This window comes from Azotobacter tropicalis, assembly GCF_059739045.1.
On the sequence record NZ_AP046059.1, the window covers coordinates 3404080 to 3424840 of the forward strand.

The window sequence follows — 20761 nt, forward strand, 5'->3', positions numbered from 1 at the left end:
GTTCATGGGCGCTTTTCACTGGCGTTTTCCTGCCGCGTGGGCTGCAGGGGTGTGGCGGCGAAGTCCTGGCGGCGCATGTCGAGGGCGCGGCGGGTGGTCTGCGGGTCAAGTTCGGCCAGCGCCTCGAACTGGCTGAGGAACACCCGACCGCCGAAGTGTGCGAGGAAATCGGCATGCTTGAGGCGATCCATCACCGGCCCTTTCACTTCCGAGAGGTGCAGCTGGATGCCGGCGGCGTGCAGGCGCACGCCGATCGCCTCGAGGCTTTCCAGGGCGCTGGCGTCGATCAGGTTGACACCCGGACACATCAGCACCAGATACGCGACCTGCGGATGCTCGCTGACCAGCTCGGCGATGCGGTCTTCGAGGTAACGGGCGTTGGGGAAGTACAGGCTCTCGTCGACGCGGATCGACAGTACCTTCGGGCTTTCCACCACGGCGAAGCGTTTGATGTTGCGAAAATGCTCGCTGCCCGGCAACTGGCCTACCACGGCGATATGCGGCTGACTGGTACGCCAGAGGAACAGCAGCAGCGACAGGCCGATGCCGATGGCGATGCCGGCCTCGACGCCGACCAGTAGCACGCCGAGCATGGTCGCCGCCATGGCCGCGGCGTCCTGCCTGGAGTAGCGCCAGGTGCGCCTGAGCGCGCCGAGGTCGACCAAGGTCAGCACGGCGACGATGATGGTGGCCGCCAGCACCGCATGGGGCAGATTGTGGAACAACGGGGTGAAGAACAGCACGGTAACGGTGATGCCCAGCGCGGTGAGGGCGCCGGCCATGGGCGTTTGTGCGCCGGCATCGAAATTCACGACCGAGCGCGACAGGCCGCCGGTGACCGGGAAGCCGCCGCTCAGCGCCGCGACCAGATTTGCGCTGCCGAGGCCGACCAGCTCCTGGTTCGGCTCGATGCGCTGGCGGCGCCTGGCGGCCAGGGTCTGTGCCACCGATACCGACTCGACGAAGCCGATCAGGCTGAGCAGGAACGCCGCCGGCAGCAGTTTCACCGCCAGCTCCAGGTCCAGTGGCGGCAGGCTGAACGACGGCAGGCCTTCGGGGATCTGACCGACCACGCGCACGCCGGCGATGCCCAAGTCGAACAGCCAGACCACCAGCACTGAGACCAGCAGGGCTACCACCGGACCGGTCCGGGTCAGCGCGCCGGCGACCCTGGCGGTGCAACCAAGGGTGCACAGCCAGCCGTTCAGCCGTGTGCGCGCCAGATGGAGAAAGATCAGGCTGGCGACGCCGATGGTCAAGGTCGGCAGGTGGGTCTGCGGCAGGCCACGGGCCAGGGCGTCGAGCAGTTGGATGGCGTTTTCGCCGTCGGCCTTGATGCCGAGGATGTGCTTGAGCTGACCGAGGGTGATGAGGAGGCCCGAAGCGCTCATGAAGCCGGAGATCACCGGATGGCTGAGAAAGTTGGCGAGAAAGCCCAGGCGCAGCACCGCCATCGCCAGCAGAACCAGGCCCGAAGAGCAGTGCCAGCAGCAGGGCCGCGGCGTTGTATGCGGCGCTGCCGGCGGCGAACAGCGGGCCGAGCACGCTGGCGGTGACCAGCGAGAGTACCGCCGCCGGGCCGACCGCCAGGGTACGACTGGTGCCGAACAGGGTATAGGCCACCAGCGGCAGGATACTGGCATACAGCCCGGTGACCGGCGGCAAGCCGGCGAGCATGGCGTAGGCCAGACTTTGCGGAATCAGCATCAGGGTGACGATCAGCGCGGCCAAGCCGTCCTTGCTGGCTGCCGTGCGGTCGTACTGGCGTGCCCACTCCAGGCACGGCAGGTAGCGGGCCAGCCGCTCGTTCATCACTTTTTCTCCTAGGTGAGGTCACAGGTCGCCGGTACCGCCACTGGGCGCGGCTCGAAGTGCAGGTGCATTGGGCCAGCTACTCGTGGCTCTAGGGCATCAAGCGAGCAGCATCGCCTTCTTCATGGGATTTCCGAAGGCTCGGCCTGCTCGCCCAGTACCTCGGTCTTGTAGGCCTGCAGCGCCTGTAGTCGCTCGCGCTTGAGCGCCTCGCCCAAGGCAGCGCCTTCGAGACCCTTTTCCAGCAGCGGCTGGACCGTCATCGCCCGGGCCGCGGCGGCGGCGCCGCGCAGGTAGTCGGCTTGCGGGTAATCGCGCCGCTCTAGGCCGAGACAGCCACGGGCGTCCATCTCGCAGGCGGCGATGAACTCCTCGAAGCGCTGCGGGCGGCGATAGACATCGAAGCGCTGGAGCAGCTCGAGCAGGGTGGAAGGGCGCAACTCCAGTGCACGATGGCCGTGGGTATGGTATTCGCCGACCAGCAGCGCCAGTTCCTGGCAGTCGCGCGGGGCCTTGCAGCGTGCATTCACCGTGCGGATCAGTTTCAGGCCTTTGTGTTCGTGGGCGACGTGCCGCGGCCATTGGTCGGCTGGCGTCACGCCCTTGCCTAGGTCGTGGAGGAGGCAGGCCCAACGCACGGGCAACGGCTGCCCGTGCTCGGCGCACTGGCGCAGCACGGCGAGCACGTGTTCGCCCGTATCGATTTCCGGGTGATGGGCCGCCGGCTGCGGCACGCCGAACAGGGTATCGACTTCCGGCAACAGCTCGCGCAGGGCTCCGCAGTCGCGCAGCGTCCGGATGAAGACGTCCGGGCACGGCTCCATCAATGCTCGGGAAATCTCCTTCCAGCTGCGTTCGGGGGTGAGAGCCTGCAACTCACCGGACTCGGCGAGCTGGCGCATCAGGACTTGGGTTTCCGGCGCGACGCGAAAGCCCAGCGGGGCGTAGCGGGCGGCGAAGCGCGCCACGCGCAGAACGCGCAGCGGATCTTCGGCGAAGGCCGGCGAGACATGACGCAGCCACTTTTCCGCCAGATCGCGCTGACCGTTATAGGGATCGATCAGCCGGCCTGCGGCGTCCTCGGCCATGGCGTTGATGGTCAGGTCGCGGCGCAGCAGGTCCTCCTCCAGAGTCACCTCCGGGCTGGCGTAGAAGGTGAAGCCGCCGTAGCCACGGCCGCTTTTGCGCTCGGTACGGGCGAGGGCGTACTCCTCGCCGGTTTTCGGGTGCAGGAATACCGGAAAGTCCGCGCCGACCGGGCGAAAGCCCCGGGCCGTCAGTTCCTCGGCGCTGGCGCCGACCACGACCCAGTCGGTCTCGCTGACCGGTTGTCCGAGCAGACGATCGCGTACTGCCCCACCCACTTTGTAGATTTGCATGTCCACCTCCTGGGCAGAGCATAGCGGGTGGACGAGGCGGGGGGAACGATGCGGGCCGGACGCGGGCGGAGGGGGCCGCCGACAGGTCCGTTGCTGGGAGAGAAGGGCCGCCATCCGGATGATGATGGCGGCCGGCGTGATCAGATTGGCGGAATGGCCAGATCCAGGCGCGGGTAGTTTTCCTCGTCACCATCACCCCGGGGCGGCATGTGATAGCTGTTGACGATCCGCTCGCCCTGCATCGACTCGAGGTGGATGTCGAAGCCCCACAGCCGGTGCAGGTGCTTGAGCACGTCCTCGGTGGACTCGCTGAGCGGTTTGCGGTCGTGCTGCTGGTGGCGCAGGGTCAGCGAGCGGTCGCCGCGCCGGTCGACGCTCCAGATCTGCACGTTCGGTTCGCGGTTGCCCAGGTTGTACTGGGAGGCGAGCAATTCGCGCACGGTGCGGTAGCCGGCATCGTCGTGGATGGCGGACACCAGCAGCTCGTCCTTCTGGTCGTCGTCGACGATGCTGAACAGCTTGAGATCGCGGATCACCTTGGGCGAGAGGAACTGCAGGATGAAGCTTTCATCCTTGAAGCTCTGCATAGCGAACTTCAGGGTGCTCAGCCAGTCGCTGCCGGCGATGTCGGGGAACCAGCGCTTGTCCTCCTCGGTCGGGTTCTCGCAGATCCGCCGGATGTCGCGGTACATGGAGAAGCCCAGCGCATAGGGGTTGATGCCGCTGTAGTAGGGGCTGTCGAACGGCGGCTGGTAGACCACGCTGGTATGCGACTGGAGGAACTCCATCATGAAGCCGTCGGTGACCAGCCCCTCGTCGTAGAGGTCGTTGAGGAGGGTGTAGTGCCAGAAGGTCGCCCAGCCCTCGTTCATCACCTGGGTCTGGCGCTGCGGGTAGAAGTACTGGGCGATCTTGCGCACGATGCGCACGACCTCGCGCTGCCAGGGCTCGAGCAGCGGTGCATGCTTCTCAATGAAATAGAGGATGTTCTCCTGGGGTTCGGCGGGCCAGCGCGTGCGATCCCTGTCGCCGCCTTTCTCGGCTGCCCGGGGAATGGTCCGCCAAAGATCGTTGATTTGCCGTTGCAGGTGCTCCTCGCGATCCTTCTGCCGGCGTCGCTCTTCCTCGGCGGAGATCGGATAGGGGCGCTTGTAGCGGTCGACGCCGTAGTTCATCAGGGCGTGGCAGGAGTCCAGCAACTCCTCCACCGCGTCGATGCCGTGGCGCTCCTCGCACTGCATGATGTACTGCTTGGCGAACACCAAGTAGTCGACGATCGAGCTGGCATCCGTCCAGGTGCGGAACAGGTAGTTGCCCTTGAAGAAGCTGTTGTGCCCGTAGCAGGCGTGGGCGATCACCAGTGCCTGCATGCACATGGTGTTCTCTTCCATCAGGTAGGCGATGCACGGATCGGAGTTGATCACGATCTCGTAGGCCAGGCCCATTTGCCCGCGCTTGTAGCCCTTCTCGGTGGCGAGGAAATGCTTGCCGTACGACCAATGGTGGTAGCCGATCGGCATGCCCACCGAGGCGTAGGCATCCATCATCTGCTCGGCGGTGATCACCTCGATCTGGTTGGGATAGGTGTCCAGCGCATAGCGCTCGGCGATACGGCCGATTTCCTTGTCGTAGGCCTGGATCAGCTCGAAGCTCCACTCCGAGCCGGTGGAAATCGGCTGGCCCTTTCTCTCTCTGGGGGTCATGTCGCAAGCCTCCGCTGGAAGAGTTCACGGAATACCGGATAGATGTCGGCAGCCGACACTATCTGCTGTTGGGCGAAAGAGTCGGAGAACGCCTCGCGGACGCTCTCGTATTCGTACCACAGGGCCTGGTGTTCCCGCGGGGTGATCTCGACGTAGCTGTAATACTGCACGAACGGCATGATCTGCTTGATCAGGATATCCCGGCAGATCGGTGAGTCGTCGTTCCAGTTGTCGCCGTCCGAGGCCTGGGCGGCGTAGATGTTCCATTCGTTCACCGGATAGCGTTCGGCCATGACCTCCTGCATCAGCTTGAGGGCGCTGGAGACGATGGTGCCGCCGGTTTCCCGCGAATAGAAGAACTCCTCCTCGTCCACCTCCTTGGCGCTGGTGTGGTGGCGGATGAACACCACATCGATCTTGTCGTAGCTGCGCTTGAGGAACAGGTAGAGCAGGATGAAGAAGCGCTTGGCGATGTCCTTGGTCGCCTGGGTCATGGAGCCGGAGACATCCATCAGGCAGAACATCACCGCCTTGGAGCTGGGATTGGGCTGCTTGACCAGCAGGTTGTACTTGAGGTCGAAGGTGTCGAGGTAGGGCACCCGCTCGATGCGCATGCGTAGGCGGGCGATTTCCGCCTCCAGCTTCTGGATGTCGCCGAAGTTGTCCGGCTCCTCGATCTTCAGGCGCTCCAGCTCGGCCTTGGCCTCGCGCAGCTTGGCGCGGCTGCTGCCGGACAGGGCGATGCGCCGGGCATGGGCCGAGCGCAGGGTACGGACGATGTTGATCCGGGACGGGTTGCCCTCGCTGCTGATGCCGGCGCGGACCGTCTTGAAGGTGTCGGCGCCGGTGATATGGCGCTTGACCAGGTTGGGCAGCTCGAGGTCCTCGAACATGAAGTCGAGGAACTCCTCCTGGGTGATCTGAAAGACGAAGTCGTCCATGCCCTCGCCGCTGTTGCTGGCCTTGCCGGAGCCGCTGCCGCCGCCCCCGCCACCGGACGGGCGCGGGATGCGTTCGCCGGCGGTGAATTCCTTGTTGCCCGGGTGGACGATGGTCTGTTTGCCGCCACGGCCATGATGCAGCACGGGCTCGTCGATATCGCGGCCGGGAATGCTGATCTGCTCGCCGTGCTCCATATCGGTGATGGAGCGGCGGCTGACCGCCTCTTCCACCGCCTTCTTGATGTGATCACGGTAACGTCGCAGGAAACGCTGGCGGTTCACCGTGCTCTTGTTCTTGCCGTTCAGGCGTCGGTCGATCACATAACTCATAGGCCCCTCCGGGGAGCTGCCAACCTCAGGCCGCAAGCTGCAAGCGGAGCCGAGCTCGGAGGCTTGCTTCCGCCTGCAGCTTGAAGCATGTGGTTTGCGGCTGGATTACTGCGACTTCCGAACCCGCAGGTACCACTCGGAGAGCAGCCTGACCTGCTTCTCGGTGTAGCCGCGTTCGACCATGCGCTTGACGAAGTCGTTGTGCTTCTGCTGGTCCTCCTTGCTCGCCTTGGCATTGAAGCTGATGACCGGCAGCAGATCCTCGGTGTTGGAGAACATCTTCTTCTCGATCACCACGCGCAGCTTCTCGTAGCTCAGCCAACTGGGGTTCTTGCCGTTGTTGTTGGCCCGGGCGCGCAGCACGAAGTTGACGATCTCGTTGCGGAAGTCCTTCGGGTTGCTGATGCCGGCCGGCTTCTCGATCTTCTCCAGTTCCTCGTTGAGGGCCACGCGGTTGAGGATCTCGCCGGTCTCCGGATCGCGGTATTCCTGATCCTGGATCCAGAAGTCGGCGTAGAGCACGTAGCGGTCGAAGATGTTCTGCCCGTACTCGCTGTAGGACTCGAGGTAGGCGGTCTGGATCTCCTTGCCGATGAAGTCGATGTAGCGCGGCGCCAGGTATTCCTTGAGGTAGCGCAGGTAGCGCTCGCGCACCTCCGGCGGGAACTGTTCCTGCTCGATCTGCTGCTCCAGCACATAAAGCAGATGCACCGGGTTGGCGGCGACCTCGTGCGGGTCGAAGTTGAACACCTTGGAGAGGATCTTGAAGGCAAAGCGGGTCGACAGGCCGTTCATGCCCTCGTCCACCCCGGCGTTGTCGCGATACTCCTGGATCGACTTGGCCTTGGGATCGGTGTCCTTCAGGTTCTCGCCGTCATAGACGCGCATCTTCGAGTAGATGTTGGAGTTTTCCGGTTCCTTCAACCGCGAAAGCACGGAGAACTGAGCCAGCATCTTCAGCGTGTCCGGTGCGCAGTGGGCCTTGGCCAGCGAGCTGTGGGTCAGCAGCTTGTCGTAGATCCTGATCTCATCGGAGACGCGCAGGCAGTAGGGCACCTTGACGATGTAGATACGGTCGATGAAGGCCTCGTTGTTCTTGTTGTTGCGGAAGCTGTGCCACTCGGACTCGTTGGAGTGGGCGAGGATGATGCCGGTGTAGGGAATCGCGCCGAGGCCTTCGGTGCTGTTGTAGTTGCCTTCCTGGGTGGCGGTCAGCAGCGGATGGAGCACCTTGATCGGTGCCTTGAACATCTCGACGAACTCCATCAGGCCCTGGTTGGCGCGGCACAGGGCGCCGGAGTAGCTGTAAGCATCGGCGTCGTTCTGCGGGAATTCTTCCAGTTTGCGGATATCGACCTTGCCGACCAGCGCGGAGATGTCCTGGTTGTTCTCGTCGCCCGGCTCGGTCTTGGCCACCCCGATCAGGTTGAGGATCGAGGGATACAGCTTGACCACGCGGAACTGGCTGATATCGCCGCCGAACTCGTTGAGCCGCTTGGTCGCCCAAGGCGACATGATAGTGGAGAGGTAGCGGCGCGGAATGCCGAAGTCCTCTTCGAGGATCTGGCCGTCCTCGGCGGCGTTGAACAGCCCCAGCGGGGACTCGAACACCGGCGAGCCCTTGATCGCGTAGAAGGGCACCTTCTCCATCAGCTGCTTGAGCTTCTCGGCCAGCGAGGACTTGCCGCCGCCCACCGGGCCCAGGAGATAGAGGATCTGCTTCTTCTCTTCCAGGCCCTGGGCCGCATGGCGGAAGTAGGAAACGATCTGCTCGATGCAGTCTTCCATGCCATGGAAGTCGGCGAAGGCGGGGTAGCGGCGGATGACCTTGTTGGAGAAGATCCGCGACAACCGCGGGTCGACGGAGGTATCCAGCAGCTCCGGCTCGCCAATCGCCATCAGCATCCGTTCGGCTGCCGAGGCATAGGCGCTGCGGTCCTGCTTGCACAATTCGAGGTACTCCTGGAGGGAGTACTCTTCCTGGCGCGTCGTTTCATAGCGTTGTTGAAAGTGGCTGAAGATACTCATGTCGTCACCTCGTTCGATGCCCAGAGCCGGCTTTGGTTTGAAGCGTTTGGGTGTTGGCGGTTCGCTGGCGCAGGCCAGCCGATGAAATCCCCCATGCCCGAAGGTCATTGCCTAGAAGTGTAGTAGCAAGCCGTGTGCCGGCTTTGCCCGGATGTGGATGGCGTAGGAACAAGAATAGTTCGGTATCGACAGTAGCACGGTTGCGCGGGGAAAAGACAAGGGGGCGCGCGATTGTCCCAAGGCGCCGAACGGCGGCGGGCGGGGAGGAGAAAAAGGCGGATTTTAGGCGCGCAAGACGGCGTCCGACCCGCCTGGCGAGCCGGGAAAACAAAGGGCGGACCTGGTTCGGGCGGGAGGGCTCAGGCGGGCTGATCCGCCGCCCCTTGCGCGACCTCGCCGGGGAAGGTGGCGCACCACAGCTCGAAGCCGCCATCCAGGCTGTAGACCTCGGCGAAGCCCTGCTGGGCCAGGTAGGCCGCCGCCCCCTGGCTGGAGTTGCCGTGGTAACAGGCGACGATCAAAGGCCGCTCGAAGTCTGCCTGAGCCATGAAGTCGGCGAGGGACTGGTTATCCAGGTGCCGTGCACCGGCAATATGGCCTTGGGCGTAGCTCTGCGGGTCGCGGATATCCACCACCACGGCGCCCTGGGTACGCAGGGCCTGGGCCTGCTGGGGCGGGATACGACGGAATTCGCTCATGGATGCACCTCGATGGCTGGAGCTGATCGCTCGTCACGGAAAAGAAACTAACCGATCCGGAGTCGCACCACTAGCGGGCATCGATCTTCCTGGCAGCGTTGCAGGCACAGCGGTGAGACTCGCCGGTATCCACGTTGAGCAGCGTGAGGGTGCCGCCCCAGACGCAACCGGTGTCCAAGGCGATCACTCCGGGCTCGTCGCAGCGGCCTTCCAGCGCGGCCCAATGGCCGAAGAGAATCTTCTGCCCGCGGGTCTTGCGCTCGGGATGGCTGAACCAGGGGGCGAAGCCGTTCGGCGCGCTTTCCAGGCCTTCCTTGCTCTTCAGGTCGAGCGTGCCATCGGCGGTGCAGAAACGCATCCGCGTGAAGTAGTTGGTGATTACCCGCAGACGCGCCATGCCGCGCAGGCGGCCGTTCCAGCGCAGCGGCTCGTTGCCGTACATGCCGTCGAGATATTGTGGCAACCGGGCGTCGTCGCGGAGGACTTCCTCGACTTCTGCGGCCAGGCGCAGTGCCTTCTTCAGCGACCATTGCGGCGGAATGCCGGCATGCACCAGGACGATGCCCCGTTCGCCATCGTGGTGCAGCAGCTTCTGCCAGCGCAGCCAGTCGAGTAGCAGGTCGCGGTCGGGGGCCTCGAGAATTTCCCGCAGCGTGTCGCTCTTCTTCAGGCGCTCGACATTGTGCGCCGCGGCCAGCAGATGCAGGTCGTGGTTGCCCAGCACGGTGATCACCGCATCGCGCATGGCATAGAGAAAGCGCAGGGTTTCCAGCGACTGCGGGCCACGGTTGACCAGGTCGCCGGTCAGCCACAGGCGGTCCCGGGCCGGATCGAAGGCGACCCTGTCGAGCAGACACTTGAGGGGTTCCAGACAGCCCTGCAGGTCGCCGATCGCATACACCGCCATCAGTGCAGGGCTCCTGGTACGGCCAGGCGAAACGGACGGATCGGCGCGTCGAAAGCGTGCCCGTCCTCGGCGACCATCTGGTAGCTGCCCTGCATGATGCCGACCTGGGTGGCAAGCAGGGTGCTGCTGTCGTAATTGTGACTCTGCCCCGGGCCGAGCAGCGGCTGCATGCCGACCACGCCGGGACCGCGGACTTCCTGGACATGCCCGTCGCCATCGGTGATCAGCCAGTGGCGCGAGAGCAGTTGGGCGGGCAGCAGGCCGTTGTTGCGGATGGTCACGCTGTAGGCGAAGGCGTAGCGCTTCTGCTCCGGCTGCGACTGCTCCGGCAGGTAGCGGGTTTCGACGCTGACGTCGATCTGATAGCGAGGATCTGACATGCGTTGGCTCTGTTGGCGGATGGCTGAATGAGATTTGAGCTCACGGGAGCGGGCTATGTTCCTTGGTCCGTGCATGCAGACGATCGGCCAGGCGGACGAAGGCGGCCAGGTCCAGCTGCTCGGGGCGCAGGCTGCCGTCGACGCCGGCGGCCTCGATGTCCGCAGCATCGAGTAGGCCCTTGAGGGTGTTGCGCAGGGTCTTGCGGCGCTGGTTGAAGGCCTCGCGGACGATGCGCTCGAGCAGGGCAGGGTTCTGAGCCGGGTGCGGCAGGGTTTCGTGGGGGACCAGGCGGACGATCGCCGAGTCGACCTTCGGCGGCGGATTGAAGGCCCCCGGACCGACGTTGAACAGGTGCTCCACCCGGCAGTGGTACTGGACCATGATCGACAGCCGTCCCCAGTCGCCGCCTCCCGGCTCGGCGGCCAGGCGCTCGACCACCTCCTTCTGGAGCATGAAGTGCATGTCGCGGATCTGCCCGGCGTGCTCCAGCAGATGGAAGATCAGCGGGGTGGAAATGTTGTAGGGCAGGTTGCCGACGATGCGCAGGCTGTGCGGCGTGTCGCACAACTGGGCGAAGTCGAATTTCATCGCATCGCCCTGGTGCAGGCGAAAGTGCGGATTGAGGCCGAATTTCAGGTTGAGCAGGGGGATCAGGTCGAGGTCCAGTTCGATGACATCGAGTCGTGCACCGCTGCCGAGCAGCCCCTCGGTCAGTGCGCCCTGGCCCGGTCCGATTTCGACCAGATGCTCGCCGGTACGGGGGTAGATGGCGCGCAGGATGCGGTGGATCACCCCGGCATCGTGCAGGAAGTTCTGGCCGAAGCGCTTGCGCGCGCGGTGCTGGTACAGCTCGGACATGGGGCGGCTCCAAGCTTCAAGCCACAAGCTCAAAGCGAATGCAAAAAGACGCAGTTTAGCAGTGCGGTGACGGCAAGCCTAAGCCCGTAGGCGGCAGGAAAGGCCGGAAAGCGCGGCAGGCTTGCCGCGTCAGTCGGCCTGCTGCCGGGCGGCGGTCATCTGGTAGGCGGTTTCCAGTGCCACCTGCAGGCTGCCGGTATCGACCCGGCCGCTGCCGGCCAGATCCAGCGCGGTGCCGTGATCGACCGAGGTGCGCACGATCGGCAAGCCGAGGGTGACGTTGACGGCGGCGCCGAAGCCCTTGTACTTGAGCACCGGCAGGCCCTGGTCGTGGTACATCGCCAGCACCGCGTCGCAGTGCTCGAGGTGTTTGGGGGTGAACAGGGTGTCGGCCGGCAGCGGGCCGACCAGATCCAGGCCCTCGCCGCGCAGGCGCTCGAGGGTGGGCTCGATCACCTCGATTTCCTCGCGGCCCAGATGGCCCCCCTCGCCGGCGTGCGGGTTCAGGCCGCAGACCAGAATGCGCGGGCGGGCGATGCCGAACTTGCCGACCAGATCGGCGTGCAGGATGCGCGTCACCCGCTCCAGACGCTCGGCGGTGATGGCGTCGGCCACCGCGCGCAGCGGCAGGTGGGTGGTGACCAGGGCCACGCGCAGGCCGGCGGTGGCGAGCATCATCACCACCTGTGCGGTGCCGGTCAGCTCGGCGAGGAACTCGGTGTGCCCCGAGAAGGGGATGCCGGCCTCGTTGATCACCCCCTTGTGCACCGGCGCGGTGATCATGCCGGCGAAATCGCCAGCCAGGCAGCCTTGTCCGGCGCGCTCGAGGGTGTCCAGGACATAGGCGGCGTTCGCCGGGTCGAGCCGGCCGGCGTGTGCCGCGGCGCGCAGCGGGGTATCCCAGATATACAGGCTACCGGCCGCGGCGGGAGCGCTCGGCCAGGCCGCCGGCGCGACGGGAATGAGGTCGATGTCGAGGCCGAGCAGGGCGGCGCGCTCGGCGAGCAGCGTGCGGCTGGCGATGGCGATCAGCACCTGGGGTTGGGCTTGGCGAGCCAGCAACAGGCACAGATCGGGACCTATGCCGGCCGGCTCGCCGGGCGTGAGGGCGAAGCGCCGTGGGCTCACAGCTTGGTTTCCACATAGGCCTCGTCGCGGATCTGGCGCAACCAGGACTGCAGTTCCTCGTCGTACTTGCGGTTGCGCAAGACATTCATTGCCTGCTGCTCGCGGACCTGTTCGCTGCTGTCGGTGGCGCGACGGCCGAGCACTTCCAGGATGTGCCAGCCGAACGGGGTCTTGAACGGTTGCGACAGCTGTCCGGCAGGCGTGTTGGCCATCACCTCGCGGAATTCCGGCACCAGAATGTTCGGGTCGATCCAGTTGAGGTCGCCGCCATTGAGCGCCGAGCCGGGATCTTCCGAGAAGCTCTTCGCCAGTTCGGCGAAGTCCTCGCCGTTGCGGATGCGTTCGTAGAGGCGCTCGGCCAGGACCCGGGCCTCGGCTTCGCCGCGAATCTCGCTGGGTTTGATCAGGATGTGGCGAACATGGACCTCGTCGCGGACCTGGGCGCTGCCGCCGCGCTTTTCCAGCAGCTTGAGGATGATGTAACCGCCCGGAGTGCGCACCGGCTCGGTGACGCCGCCGACCGGCAGCTGGCCGACCAGGCTGTCGAACGGCGGTGGCAGCTGGGCCGCCTTGCGCCAGCCGATCTCGCCGCCTTCCAGGGCGGTTTCGCCGGCCGAGCGGGCGATCGCCAGCTGGGCGAAGTCGGTGCCGGCGCGCAGTTGCCGGTAGATGTCCAGCACCTGCTGTTCGGCGGCTTGGATCTTCTCCGGAGAGGCGCCGTCGGGCAGCGGAATGGTGATGTTGGCCAGGCGGAACTCTTCCGACAGCTGCAGCTTGCCGAGGTCCGAGGCGAGGAAGTTCTGCACCTCGTGGTCGCTGATCTGGATGCGGTCGGCCACCACGCGCTGGCGGACGCGGCTGATGATCATCTCGCGGCGCACCTGCTCGCGGGCGTCGTCGAAGGACAGGCCGTCGCGGGCCAGGGCGGCTCGGAACTGCTCGAGGGTCAGTCCGTTGCGCTGGGCGATGGTGGCCATCGCCTGGCCCAGCTCCTCGTCACCGATGCGGATGCCGGCGCGCTCGCCCATCTGCAGCTGGATGTTTTCCAGGATCAGGCGCTCCAGCACCTGCGCGCTGAGCTGGTCCCGCGGTGGCAACTGGGCGCCGCGCTTGGCGATGGTCTGCTCGACTTCGCGCAGGCGCTGATCGAGCTGGCTCTGCATGACCACATCGTTGTCGACGATGGCGACGACACGGTCCAGTGGCCGGACTTCGGCGTGCGCCAAGGTGCCGAGCAGCAGGGTGGCCAGCAGCAGCGGGCGCAGGCGCTTAGTTAGCTTTCTGTTGCTCTTCACGTTCACGGTACCCTTCGATGCCTTGGTCGAGGAAGGAGTCCACCTTGGTGCCCACCACGCCGCCGAGCCCCTTGAACACCACCTGCAGGAAAATGCCTTGGTCGGCCTGGTCGTTCTGGTTCGGGTTGAGGTCGTCCTCGTCGTAGCCGATCCAGTAGCGGTTGATCATCCGCAGTTTCCAGCAGCAGCTGTCGTACTCGAAGCCGCCGAAGGCCTCCAGGGTGCGGTTGCGGCTGTAGTCGTACTGCCAGCGGGCGATGGCGCTCCAGTGCGGGACGAGCGGCCAGATGGTCGAGAAGTCGTGCTGCTCGATCTTGTAGTAGTCCTTGATGTAGTTGGGGTCGCCCGGCTGACCGAAGTCTGTGCCGTAGTCCCAGGTGCCGCTGGACTGGTTGTAGCGCATCACGTCCTTGCGATAGCGATAGCCCAGGTTGACGATCTTGTTCAGGTTGTCGGCCGGCTGATAGTGGAACAGGACGTTGCCGGAGCGGGTCTCGTGGGCGTCTGGGTCCCAGTTGAACTCGGAGGTCAGGCGCCAGTCGTGGTTGAAGCGGTACATGTATTCCAGCGCGTACGGCGACACCTTGGACTCGGAGTCGTCGCGCTTCTCGTAGTTCATGCGCGGCATCTGCACGCGGCGATCCTGGAAGTAGAAGGTTTGGCCGAAGCTGATGCGCTGGCGCTCGAAACCGTTTGCCTCGAGCCAGCGGCTGGTCACGCCGAGCGACAGCTGGTTGGCGTCGCCGATGCGGTCCTTGCCGGTGAAGCGGTTGTCGCGCCACAGCGAGGCGTAGCTGAAGACGTGTTCGCCGGTGTCGAACACCGGGATGTCCTCCTGGTCGCGGTACGGCACGTAGAGGTAGTACATGCGCGGCTCCAGGGTCTGGCGGAAGCCCTTGCCGAACCAGTTGACGTTGCGGTCGAAGTAGAGGCCGCCGTCCAGGCTGTAGAGCGGCACGGTGCGGTCCGGGGTGTCGTCGAACTTGTCGGTGGCGACGAGATTGCCATTCTTGTCCAGTTCCACGAGGCTGTTTTTGCCTGTTCCGTCCAGGCTCAGGTCGTAGCGGGTGTGGGCGATCTTGACCGAGGGCTTGAGGTAGCCCCAGGTCCATTCCAGCGGCAGGCTGACGCCCGGCTCCAGATGGATGCGGTCGCCCTCGGCGCGGTCCAGTCCGGTGATGTTTTCGTCGTACCAGCGTTGCGGCTGGTCGTTCTCGTTGATGAAGTTGCCGCTGCGCAGGTCGCGCTCGAACTTGACGTACTCGGTGCCGTAGGTGAAGTTCAGGCCGTACGGCTCGTAGGGCAGGAAGCCGTCGATGCTGATCTGCGGCAGGCGGTCGTAGGGCGTGCTGTCGCTGACCGTGGTGCGCTCGAAGGCATGGACGTTGAGGCGCGCGGTATAGGTGTCGCCGCGCCAAGTCAGGCTGCCGCGCTGATTGAGGAAGTCCGGCTGGCGGATGCCCAGGCTCGTCTGCAGGTCCTGGAAATAGTAGGGGTCGCTGATGTCGGTGAAGTCGACCTCGGCCATCAGGCGCGAATTCAGCCCGCCGGTATGCTGCCAGCTGTACATCCAGCGCTGGTCCTCGTACTCCGACTGCTGCTCGCGCTCGTCTTCCTGGTCGTCCAGGTAGGCCGCGCCGACTTGGCCCTCGCTGGTCTTGGTCAGGTAGCGGAATTCGCCTTCCAGCAGCAGGCCGCGGTCGGCCATGTAGGTCGGATAGAGGGTCGCGTCGTAGTTCGGCGCCAGGTTGAAATAGTAGGGCGTCTGCAGCGCGAGACCGCTGCCGGCGCTGCCGAAGCTCGGCGTCAGGAAGCCGGACTGGCGACGATCGTCGATCGGGAACTGGATGTACGGGGTGTAGAACACCGGCAGGTCGTGTACCCGCAGCGTCACGTTGGTGGCGGTGCCCTTGCCGCTGACCGGGTCCAGCTTGACGTTCTTGCCCTTCAGGGTCCAGGTGTTGCTGCCCGGTTCGCAGGTGGTGTAGGTGCCGTCCTTGAGGCGGATGATCGAGGTTTCCTCGCGCTTGGCGCTGAGCGCGCTGCCGCGGATGTGGCCGCGGTGCATGACGTACTCGGCGTTGTCCACCCGCGCCTCGCCGTTGTCCAGCAGGATCTCGGCACGGTCGCCGACGACCAGGACGCCGTTGTCGCGCAGCTTGACGTTGCCGATCACCTCGCCCCGGTTCTCCAGCTGGTGCAGGCGCGCTTCGTCGGCCTCCACCTGCATGCTGCCCTGGCGCAGGACCACGTCGCCGGCGATCGAGGCGATCTGCTTGTCCTGGTCGTAGCGCGAGGCCTGGGCGGAGACGTAGGTCGGCGCATCGCGCATCGGCGTCTTGTCGTCCATGCCCACCCGCGGCGGCTCGACGTAGGCGCCGGCGCAGTAAGGGCCGGTTTCCGCCAGTTGCGCCGGCGTGAGCTTCTCCCGCGGCACCCAATCCAGATGGCTGTAGTCGCTGCTGCGCGAGGCCAGGGCGTAGCCCTCGCTCTCGGTGACCAAGGTCGCCGAGGAGCCCTCCTGGCCGGGAGCAGCCTGCCCGCCGGGGAGCGCTCCGGCTGCGGCGGCCTCGTGCGGGCGCGGCGGCAGCGGTTTGGCGCTGCTCTTCGGCGCGCAGTCCCAGCCGCCCGTGGCGGAAGCCTGGCAATCGAACTGCTCGGCGGCGAGCAGGCGGGCCGAACCCAGAACCAACAGGCTACCGGTGACCAGAAGAGGAAACTTTCTGCGGAACAACGAGCGGGGAGGAGTGAGGGCCATCTGAGTTTGTGTCCGGGCTTCCTGTGCGCCAACAGCCGGTGCGGCACAGCCTGCGATAGGCTGGAGTAAGATCGGCCATAATAAATCAATGCGTCTGGCAACGGCTAGGTCCGTGGGAGTAGGGGGTAGTAGATGTCTGTGGATGGTCGATTGGAAAACCTCGAACGCTGGCTGGAGCGCTGTCTGCCGGCGTTGTTCGCCGAGTACGGCTGGGGGGCGCCGGGGCCGGCGAGCCTGACCCCGGCGAGTAGCGATGCCAGCTTTCGCCGCTATTTCCGCTGGCAGGACGGCGAGCGCAGCCTGATCGTGATGGATGCGCCGCCGCCCCAGGAGGATTGCCGGCCGTTCGTCAAGGTCGCCGGGCTGCTCGCCGCGGCCGGCGTGCACGTGCCGGAGGTGCTCGCCGCCGATCTCGAGCAGGGCTTCCTGCTGCTGACCGACCTCGGCCGGCAGACCTACCTGGAGGTCATCGACGAGCACAACGCCGATGCCCTCTTCGAGGATGCCCTGCAGGCCCTGCTGGCCTTCCAGGGCCTGCCGCTGGACGCCGGCCTGCCGAGCTACGACGACGCCCTGCTGCGCCGCGAGCTGCAGCTGTTCCCCGACTGGTACCTGCAGCGCCATCTCGGCCTCACGCTGGAAGGCGAGCAGCTGGCCGCCTGGCAACGCGTCTGCGACCTGCTGGTGGACAGTGCCCTGGCGCAGCCCAAGGTGCTGGTGCACCGCGACTACATGCCGCGCAACCTGATGCAGAGCGAGCCCAATCCCGGCGTGCTGGATTTCCAGGACGCGGTCTACGGCCCGGTCACCTACGACGTCACCTGTCTGTTCAAGGACGCCTTCCTCAGCTGGCCCGAAGCACGCGTGCGCACCTGGCTGGAGCGCTACTGGAACCTGGCCCGCGCAGCCGGCATCCCGGTCCAGGCACAGCTTGAGGACTTCCTGCGCGCCAGCGACCTGATGGGCGTGCAGCGTCACCTCAAGGTGATCGGCATCTTCGCGCGGATCTGCCACCGCGACGGCAAGCCCAAGTACCTCACCGACGTGCCGCGTTTCTTCCGCTACATCGAGGCGGTGCTGGCGCGGCGGCCGGAGCTGGCCGAGCTCGGCGCCTTGCTCGCCGGCCTGCCGCAGCCTGCGGAGCCATCGGCATGAAGGCGATGATCCTGGCCGCCGGCAAGGGCGAGCGGCTGCGTCCCCTGACCCTGCACACCCCCAAGCCGCTGGTGCGTGCCGGCGGCGTGCCGCTGATCGAGTACCACGTGCGCGCCCTGGCCGCCGCGGGCTTTCGCGAGCTGGTGATCAACCACGCCTGGCTCGGCGCGCAGATCGAGGCCTACCTGGGCGACGGCGCGCGCTTCGGCGTGCGCATCGCCTACTCGGCCGAGGGCGAGCCGCTGGAGACCGGCGGCGGCATCCACCGCGCCCTGCCGCTGCTCGGCGACGCGCCCTTCCTGCTGGTCAACGGCGACATCTGGACCGATTACGCCTTCGCCGGCCTGCGTCGTGCCCCGGACGGCCTGGCCCACCTGGTACTGGTGGACAACCCGGCGCACCACCCGGAGGGCGATTTCCGTCTCGAGGCGGGGCGTATCAGTGCCCGCGGCGAGCGGCCCGGCCTGACCTACAGCGGCATCGCCGTGCTCGACCCGGCGCTGTTCGCCGGCTGCCGGCCGGGGGCCTTCAAGCTGGCGCCGCTGCTGCTCGCTGCGATGGCCGAGGGCCGGGTCGGCGGCGAGCACTTCCGCGGGCGCTGGGTGGACGTCGGCACCCACGAGCGCCTCGCCGAGGTCGAGCGGCTGCTGGCGGAGTCCTGCTGAGATGGTCTGGCCGTTCGCCCTGCTGGGCGCGCTGGCCGGATTGCTGCTGGGCGGGCTGCCCGGGGCATCGGCCGGCGCGCTGCTCGGCCTGCTGCTCGACCGTCGCCTGAGGCTGCGCTCCTGGCGGCAGCTGGCCGAGCGCCTGGGCTTCTGCCGGGCGGAGGACGACCACGAGCTGCTGTTCCACCTGCTCGGTCGCCTGGCGCGGCGCGAGGGGCCGGTGCAGGAGGCCCATCTGCGCCAGGCCTGTCGCGAGATGGGCGAGCTCGGCCTGGACGCCCGGGCCCGGCAGGCCGCCAGCCGGATCTTCGCCCACGGCATGCTCGGGGTCGGCGGACTGCGCCGCTCGCTGCGCCGCCTGAGCGGCCAAGCCGAGCGCGTCGAGCAACTGCTGCGCGCCTGCTGGCGGATGGCCTGGGCCGACGGCCGGGTGTCGCCTGCCGAGCGCGAACTGATGCTGCTCTGGGGCCGCTGGCTGGGGCGCAGCGGCGCCCAGGTCGAGGCGCTCGGTCGCGACTGCGCGCCGCTGCCGGCGCCGCCCGAGGTCGATGGCTACGCGCAGGCTCTGCGCCTGCTCGGCATTCATGCCGGCAGCGACCCGGCGGCCATCAAGCGCGCCTATCGCCGGCTGCTCAGCCGCCACCATCCGGACAAGCTGGCCGGCGCCGGGGCCAGCCCGGCGCGGCTGCACAGCGCCACGGCACGGACCCGCGAACTGCACGAGGCCTACCGGCTGGTCCGCGACCGCCACGGATTCCGCTAGCGCCCGCCAGCCGCTCACTGCGGAGACTGGCCCAGCAGGCTTTCCACGGCCTGCACCGCGGCCAGGGCGCAGAGCACGTCCTCCTGCTCGGAAGCCCCCGACACGCCGATGGCGCCCAGGGCCGCGCCTTGCTGCAAAAAGGGCTCCCCGCCGCCGAACAGGGCCATCCGCGGCTGCAGCGGCAGGCCCTGGCGGACCGCCGCCGAGCGGCTTTCCAGGCGCGCTTCCCAGGCGCTGGTGGAAAAGCCGAAGCCGACCGCCGTCAGCGCCTTGTTCAGCGCGATGTCGCGGCTCTGCAGCGTCGCGCCGTCCATGTGCGCCAGGTGGATCGGGTGTCCTGCCGCGTCGACCACGGCGATGCTGATCCGCACCGACAGTTCGGCCGCCTTGTCCAGCGCCGCCTGCAGGGCGTGCATGGCCAGCGGCAGGGTGATGCTGCCGACCTGGCGCAGGTAGGGTGTGTGCGTCGTCTTGCTGTTCACGAGGAAACCTCCAGGTAATGAAAGGAGCGGTGACGGGGGCCGTGGCCCCCGTGCCGGTTCAGCGCATGGTCGGCGAGGCGTGCGCCGCGTCCCGCGGATCGTCCAGGTCCCGGTTGAGCGTCTCCGGGGTTTTGAAGGTCGTGTAGAGGGTCGTCAGGGTCAGCAGCGCCAGGTAACAGGCGATGGGGAACCAGGCGCCGGCTGCCGCCTGCGGATCGCCGGGGTTCAAGGCGACGACTGCGGCGATGATCGCCGCGCCGACCATGGGCGCGATGCCGCCGGCGACGGCCGCGGAGGCTTCCCGGGCGACGGATACGCCCATGTAGCGATGGCCGGCGCCGAACAGTTCCGGCATCAGCGCGGCCTGGGTGCCGAACATGCCCCAGGTGCCGATCCCGAGCGCGATGGAAATGGCGATCACGCTGGCGACGACCTCGCCCTGGCTCAGCACCCACCAGACCGGGAAGGCCAGCGCCAGCTGCAGGAGCGCGAAGCCGCGGTAGACGACGACGCGTCCGAACGCGTCGCTCAGTCGGCCGGCGATCGGCACGGTGCAGGCACCGACGGTGGCCGCGCAGATCAGGGTGATCACCCGACCGGGCCGTCGAGGCCGATGACGCCGACCATGAAGCTCACCGCCAGCGCCTGGTAGATGGACGAGCCGCCGTTTTCCGCCAGGCGCAGGCCGACGCCGATGAGCAGGGTGAGCCGGGAGGCGGTGAGCACGCTTTTCAGCGGATTGTCGAGGGTGCGCTTGTGCGCCTGCATCCTGACGAAGGTCGGCGACTCTTTCAGGCGCAGGCGCATGTAGAGGCCGACGCCGATGATGATGACGCTGAGCAGGAACGGAATCCGCCACAGCCAGCTTTCCGTGATGCGCTCGGGGTCGCTGACCATCAGCAGGTACACCGCGGCGGCGAGCAGCGTGCCCATCTGGATGCCGAGGAAGGGCAGTGCCGCGTAGAAGCCGCGCCGGCCCGGTGGCGCGTATTCGGTCATCATGACGGCGGCGCCGGCCTGTTCCGCCCCCGCGCCGAGTCCCTGCAGCAGGCGCAGGACGACGAGCAGTACCGGGGCCGCGTAGCCCGCCGTCTGGAAGGTCGGCAGGGCCCCGATCAGCGCGCTCGACACACCCATCAGCAGGACGGTGGCGGACAGCACGAACTTGCGCCCGAGCCGGTCGCCGAGCAGGCCGAACAGGATGCCGCCGACCGGCCGCACGGCGAAGCCCAGGAAGTAGGTTCCGAAACTGGCGATCAGGCGCATCTCCGGCGTCTGCTCGGGAAAGAACAGCGGGCCGAAGATCAGCGCCGAGGCCAGGGTGTACAGGGCGAAGTCGTAGTATTCGAGGGCGCTGCCCAGGGAGCAGGCCCAGGCGGCGCGGTGCAGGTCCTTCGCCTGGATGCCGTCGTCGCGCTGCGCCGTCGGTTCGGCGGCGTGCATCGGGTCGACTATTGTTGGATTTGTCGTCGTCATGG

At 66.6% G+C, this 20761-nt stretch carries 15 protein-coding genes and 2 pseudogenes; 3 read left to right on the plus strand and 14 right to left on the minus strand.

Annotated elements, in window-relative coordinates; genetic code table 11:
* Positions 1 to 2: 2 nt before the first annotated feature.
* The 12 genes and pseudogenes from Atro_RS16160 to Atro_RS16215 form a co-directional block, all read right to left on the minus strand.
* Positions 3 to 1812: pseudogene (locus tag Atro_RS16160) on the minus strand (SulP family inorganic anion transporter).
* Positions 1813 to 1934: 122 nt separating this feature from the next.
* A complete protein-coding gene (locus Atro_RS16165) occupies positions 1935 to 3191 on the minus strand; it encodes a multifunctional CCA addition/repair protein (protein ID WP_497923863.1) in 1257 nt (418 codons plus the stop codon).
* A gap of 140 nt (positions 3192 to 3331) precedes the next feature.
* Entirely contained in the window at positions 3332 to 4894 is a 1563-nt protein-coding gene (locus Atro_RS16170; RefSeq protein WP_497923866.1) for a SpoVR family protein, read from the minus strand.
* The gene (locus Atro_RS16175) at positions 4891 to 6165 is read right to left on the minus strand and encodes a YeaH/YhbH family protein (protein WP_497923868.1); all 1275 of its coding nucleotides are present in this window, start codon (positions 6163 to 6165) and stop codon (positions 4891 to 4893) included. Before Atro_RS16175 ends, Atro_RS16170 begins: the two co-directional genes overlap by 4 nt.
* Before the next feature lie 105 nt (positions 6166 to 6270).
* A complete protein-coding gene (locus Atro_RS16180; RefSeq protein WP_497923870.1) occupies positions 6271 to 8193 on the minus strand; it encodes a PrkA family serine protein kinase in 1923 nt (640 codons plus the stop codon).
* Between the two features lie 359 nt (positions 8194 to 8552).
* A complete protein-coding gene (glpE, locus tag Atro_RS16185; protein WP_497923872.1) occupies positions 8553 to 8891 on the minus strand; it encodes a thiosulfate sulfurtransferase GlpE in 339 nt (112 codons plus the stop codon).
* 70 nt (positions 8892 to 8961) lie between these two features.
* Positions 8962 to 9798, minus strand: coding sequence for a symmetrical bis(5'-nucleosyl)-tetraphosphatase (locus Atro_RS16190; RefSeq protein ID WP_497923874.1), 837 nt, complete (start codon positions 9796 to 9798; stop codon positions 8962 to 8964).
* Positions 9798 to 10178: a Co2+/Mg2+ efflux facilitator ApaG/CorD gene (apaG, locus tag Atro_RS16195; RefSeq protein ID WP_497923875.1), complete on the minus strand. Its 381-nt coding sequence runs from the start codon at positions 10176 to 10178 to the stop codon at positions 9798 to 9800. The genes Atro_RS16190 and apaG overlap by 1 nt, the downstream gene beginning before the upstream one ends.
* Positions 10179 to 10218: 40 nt before the next feature.
* Complete coding sequence (gene rsmA, locus Atro_RS16200) at positions 10219 to 11037, minus strand: 16S rRNA (adenine(1518)-N(6)/adenine(1519)-N(6))-dimethyltransferase RsmA (protein WP_497923877.1); 819 nt, start codon at positions 11035 to 11037, stop codon at positions 10219 to 10221.
* Positions 11038 to 11166: 129 nt separating this feature from the next.
* A complete protein-coding gene (gene pdxA, locus Atro_RS16205) occupies positions 11167 to 12165 on the minus strand; it encodes a 4-hydroxythreonine-4-phosphate dehydrogenase PdxA (protein ID WP_497923879.1) in 999 nt (332 codons plus the stop codon).
* Positions 12162 to 13466, minus strand: a complete 1305-nt coding sequence (locus Atro_RS16210) for a peptidylprolyl isomerase (protein WP_497923881.1) — start codon at positions 13464 to 13466, stop codon at positions 12162 to 12164. The genes pdxA and Atro_RS16210 overlap by 4 nt, the downstream gene beginning before the upstream one ends.
* Positions 13435 to 16218, minus strand: a complete 2784-nt coding sequence (locus tag Atro_RS16215; protein WP_497923883.1) for an LPS-assembly protein LptD — start codon at positions 16216 to 16218, stop codon at positions 13435 to 13437. Before Atro_RS16215 ends, Atro_RS16210 begins: the two co-directional genes overlap by 32 nt.
* Positions 16219 to 16350: 132 nt before the next feature.
* Here Atro_RS16215 and Atro_RS16220 point away from each other — a divergent pair, with 132 nt between their 5' ends.
* The 3 genes from Atro_RS16220 to Atro_RS16230 are packed head-to-tail and all read left to right on the plus strand — an operon-like array spanning position 16351 to position 18801.
* The gene (locus Atro_RS16220) at positions 16351 to 17373 is read left to right on the plus strand and encodes an aminoglycoside phosphotransferase family protein (RefSeq protein WP_497923885.1); all 1023 of its coding nucleotides are present in this window, start codon (positions 16351 to 16353) and stop codon (positions 17371 to 17373) included.
* Positions 17370 to 18038 carry an N-acetylmuramate alpha-1-phosphate uridylyltransferase MurU gene (gene murU / locus Atro_RS16225; protein WP_497923887.1) on the plus strand — a complete coding sequence of 223 codons (669 nt, stop codon included), beginning with the start codon at positions 17370 to 17372 and terminating at the stop codon, positions 18036 to 18038. Before Atro_RS16220 ends, murU begins: the two co-directional genes overlap by 4 nt.
* A 1-nt stretch (position 18039) precedes the next feature.
* Positions 18040 to 18801 (plus strand): DnaJ domain-containing protein, encoded by a 762-nt coding sequence (locus Atro_RS16230; RefSeq protein ID WP_497923889.1) that lies wholly within the window; start codon positions 18040 to 18042, stop codon positions 18799 to 18801.
* Positions 18802 to 18815: 14 nt separating this feature from the next.
* On the opposite strand, the gene Atro_RS16235 is transcribed toward Atro_RS16230, so the two are convergent.
* The gene (locus Atro_RS16235; protein ID WP_497923891.1) at positions 18816 to 19283 is read right to left on the minus strand and encodes a GlcG/HbpS family heme-binding protein; all 468 of its coding nucleotides are present in this window, start codon (positions 19281 to 19283) and stop codon (positions 18816 to 18818) included.
* A 58-nt stretch (positions 19284 to 19341) separates the two neighbouring features.
* Positions 19342 to 20726, minus strand: a pseudogene (locus tag Atro_RS16240) (MFS transporter).
* Positions 20727 to 20761 lie beyond the last annotated feature (35 nt).